The 2,458-nt window shown below is 60.3% G+C and carries 2 protein-coding genes; one reads left to right on the top strand and one right to left on the bottom strand.

From position 1 onward, the window contains the following. Positions 1 to 728: helix-turn-helix domain-containing protein (locus U9R81_RS18665; RefSeq protein WP_322496918.1), on the bottom strand; the 728-nt coding region annotated here is incomplete at its 3' end. A 247-nt stretch (positions 729 to 975) separates the two neighbouring features. On the opposite strand from U9R81_RS18665, the gene U9R81_RS18670 reads away from it, so the two are divergent. Beyond that, complete coding sequence (locus tag U9R81_RS18670) at positions 976 to 2,370, top strand: hypothetical protein (RefSeq protein ID WP_322496919.1); 1,395 nt, start codon at positions 976 to 978, stop codon at positions 2,368 to 2,370. Positions 2,371 to 2,458 lie beyond the last annotated feature (88 nt).

The following is a 2,458-nucleotide window of genomic DNA, read 5'->3' on the forward strand; positions in this document are numbered from 1 at the left end:
ACCGGAAAGCGGGTTTCGGCGCGCAGGCGGAGCGGCACGCGGCTGGTGATGAGCATGGACAGCCGCGGCGCGGCGGCCAACAAGCGCGCGATCAACGGCGCCGCTGGCACAAGCTGCTCGAAGTTATCGAGCGCCAGCAGGAATGAACGCTGGGCAAGCAAAGCGATCAGCGCCGCTTCGGCCTCGTCACCATGCGCGCCAAGGCGAGCGGCGATCAACGGCGCCACCGCTGCCGGATCATCGAGCGCCGCCAATTCGATCCACGCTGCGCCATCAGCAAACAACGGCTGCAACGCGGCAGCCGCAGCGAGCGCCAAGCGCGATTTCCCCACTCCCGGCGGGCCGATCAGCGTGACACAACGCGCCGTCTGCTCACCGAGCAACCGGGTGAGCGCCGCTAGCTCGGCCTCGCGCCCAAGCAACGGCGTTGGCGCAACCGGCAAGCGATGCGACGCCATCCGTGTCGCTGGCGGAGTATGCTGGGTTGTGGCTGGGGGAAGGGCACGCGCGTCGGCAACAACCAGAAAGGCGGCACGCTCCTCGCCGGCCAACCCCAAGGCGTTCGCCAATTGCACCGCGGTGGCGCGCGGCGGCACCCGCGCGCCAGTTTCGTATTTTCGCACCAACGAGACCGAGATCCCGGCCCGCACTGCTAACTGGGTCTGCGTCAACCCAAGTTCAAGGCGACATTGCTTGAGCAAAACGGGAAAGGTGATAGCAGCCGGCAAGCGCTTGTCATCCTTCGCGAAATGGTTGGCCCAACCAGCCGGAAGTTTGCTGCAGCGGGACCTCACTGCACTGCCGGCTTGTGTCACTCTTGTGTTACTGCATTATACCATCGCACCCTTGTAACCGATTGAACGTTTTGTTACAACTAGAACACATAAGTTAAATCTTTCGTTAGTGGAAAGGGTACACGATTGCGATCGGCAGGCACACCTAGATCCCAACCTTACCTTTAACACAGGAGCAAGTATGATCCACTTTACCTCGCTCATCCAAGCGGTTGGCCTCACGCCGGCTTTGTCGGCTTACCCATTCACCAGTGTGTTGGTGCTCTTGCTGATCGGCGGCCTCGTGCAACAGCATCTGATCAACCCTGAGCAAATGGCGCGCGATTCGATGGGGTTTTCCACCGTTTTCGCCAGCCAGATCGGTGGTGTTGATCTACCGGCATGGGCGTTTGAGGGGCCATTTTTATTCTTGATTTTGTTGGGAGTGCTCTATGAGTGGTCGAGCGAACGCAGCGCCACCGCGCAAGAGATGATGGGGTTTGTGAATCGCCTTGTGAAGACCGGAGCCGGCTTTGGCGTGCAATACCAGATGATGAATAGCCAAATGGATCAGATCCTCGATCTGCTGGCGCAGACGTTGCCATCTGATGCGGTGGCCGCACTCAGCACCGGTGTGGCGGTCGCCGCCATCGCGCCGCTGGCCGCCCAACCGGCAGATGGCTTGGCCTGGTTAGCACAGCCGATTGCGTTCGTCTGGTCAAGCATTGTCACCGTCGCGATCTGGATCATCTCTGGCATCCGCGCCGCAATTATTGCCCTCATTTCCCTGATGGATCCCGGCGGCCATCTCGGTTTACTCAAGCTCTTTTCGTGGGGTGAAGGCGGGTGGGCGATTACGACCACCGTTGTGCTGATCTTCTTACCGCTGCTGGCCTTACTATTGGCCGGTCTCACCGTGCTCGGCCTCTGGCTCATCCGGCGCTACTTCGAGCTGCGCGAGCGGAAGATGCTGATCGCTTGCCATCATTGCGGCGGCCAGATGCATCCCGCGGCGCTCGAATGCCCGGCTTGCCGTCAAGCCAACCAGCAGCCGCGCATGGTTGGGTGGATCGGCCAGCCGCGGCCAGAACTGGTCACTGATCCGGCGGCACACCGGCTGGCGCTGATCAAATATCGTCGTTGCCCAAGCTGCGCCACCCGGCTCAAGAAGCGCGCAGTGCAACAAGCCTGTCCGTCGTGTGCAACCGTCACCTTCACCGACATAGCGCAGGTCAACTCATTTCTGCGCGCGCTTGACCGGCAACTGCCGCGCACGCTGCTCGTAAGCGGATTGCTGGGGTTAGTGCCGGTTATTGGGATTGTGCCGGCGATCATCTACTACCGGCTGAGCCTGATCGCCAGCTTGCAGAGTTATGTGCCGGCAAGCATTGGCTGCTTCACCAACTGGGTCTTGCGAATCGTAGCGATCTTCCTCATTGGCATGCAATCAATACCGGGGATCGGCATATTCGCTATCCCAGCGTTATGCTTGATCACCTATACGGTGCAGCGCCAGATCGTGTTAGGTCAGGCGACGGCCAACATCCGCGCGACTGGCGCGTTGCCGATGCCGGACGGGAAAACGGTGGCGCCATAACACTATGGAGTGCGGCAGTCAAACTACTGCACTCCATATACACTATTGGATCAGGGCAGGCAGTAAGGGCAGGTTTTAAACCTGCCCT

Origin of the sequence: Chloroflexus sp. (genome assembly GCF_034435895.1) — a bacterium.
GTDB lineage: Bacteria > Chloroflexota > Chloroflexia > Chloroflexales > Chloroflexaceae > Chloroflexus.

Bases quoted from the DNA above. Each gene is read 5' to 3' on its own strand.
- U9R81_RS18670 (WP_322496919.1), top strand. From the start codon at position 976: ATGATCCACTTTACCTCGCTCATCCAAGCGGTTGGCCTCACGCCGGCT.